The organism is Methylobacterium sp. WL120, from assembly GCF_008039465.1.
In the GTDB taxonomy this organism is placed as follows: domain Bacteria; phylum Pseudomonadota; class Alphaproteobacteria; order Rhizobiales; family Beijerinckiaceae; genus Methylobacterium; species Methylobacterium cerastii.
In genome coordinates, this window is the sequence record NZ_VRUT01000338.1 from 1 (window position 1) to 1,342 (window position 1,342).

General features: G+C 62.9%; 1 pseudogene. It reads left to right on the forward strand.

The features are described from left to right. Positions 1-903: 903 nt before the first annotated feature. A pseudogene (locus FV229_RS26875) lies at positions 904-1,342 on the forward strand (hypothetical protein); the annotation flags it as partial.

The following is a 1,342-nucleotide window of genomic DNA, read 5'->3' on the forward strand; positions in this document are numbered from 1 at the left end:
TTCATGCCAGCCTTCTCCGCTTGGCCGGCTGCGCTCGCCAGACCAGCTCCGCCGGCCAAGCTACCCGTGGCGGAGCGGCCCACCGTGCACTAACTTTACCCTTGGACCACCTCGTGGGGGCCGATCACGCGCGACCGCAATTTTACCCCGACAGATCGCTCCGGCCGGGTGAGACGTCGACCTGATCAGACGGAAACCTGATCATGATCCTGAACGACCTTCGCGGATCGGCCTCTCCCGATCTCTAGTTCGAACGCGGGGGCGTGGTTCTCTTGCATCGTGCGGGTGAAAGACGGGCGGGATCTCGAATCCGTTCGTAGCATCGCCTTGGCGCGACGGATCGCGTGCCGAACTCGGTTTCCGTGCCTTGGTGACCGCCGACCTCGAACTGTCCCGGCTCCGGCGTTGCGTATCGTCCACTGCGGATTTTGTGTGAGATTGCGGTGCAGCCGCATGCTGAGTCAGATCTGGGATGCGGAGGTAGGGAGACACTCTCTCCGACCGGCAGTTTGCGTTCCGGACGGTGTCGCAGGAGCGCAGGACTTCGCGAGCGAAACTTGACACCGAACCGATCCGCTGGCGCACGCCATCAAGCGGAAAGAAGCGCCATTTCAAGTCACGCGTGGTAACGCGCCGCAGCTATTACGTATTCAATTTTGGTGCGAAAATTCCGGAAAATAGCCTGCGGTTGTGGGCGCGCGCACACGTTTCCGTGAAGCAACTTGTCGGGATGGCTTGCAGATTGGGACGCACGGACAAGGCGCGATTTCGAAGACTCGGTTATTGCACCCTTAAGGCGCCGCTCCGGCAAGCAAGCCAGATCGAGACCCCAGTCAAACGCCGATAGGGCGTTTCACCTACATTAACTAAAACGGCAAACGCCGAACCAAGGGGTCCGTTCCCATGAAAAAGCATCTTCTCATCCTGTCGATGGGTGTCGCCGCGAGCGCCTTTGCTGCCACGGCCTATGCCGACAACAACCGCGCCTACACGAGCCAGACCGGCACTGGCGGCAATGCCATCACGATCAACCAGAACGACACCGGCACGGATGTCAGGTCGGTGACAGCGGGTTCGGGGGGCGGCAACACCGTCGGCACCACGGACAAGGCCTTCCTGCAGACGGGCGCGGGCAGCAACACCCTGACCGTCGACCAGACCGGCACCGGCAACAGCCTCGGCAGCGCGGTGCAGGGCAAGCAGGACGGTTCGGCCAACAAGGCCGCGGTGATCCAGGCCGGCACGAGCGGCCGGGTCGAGCTGCAGCAGACCGGCACCAACAACGGCGGCGCCTCGGGCACGAGCAAGGGCCTCGTGAACGGCTCGGTCACGGGCAGCAACG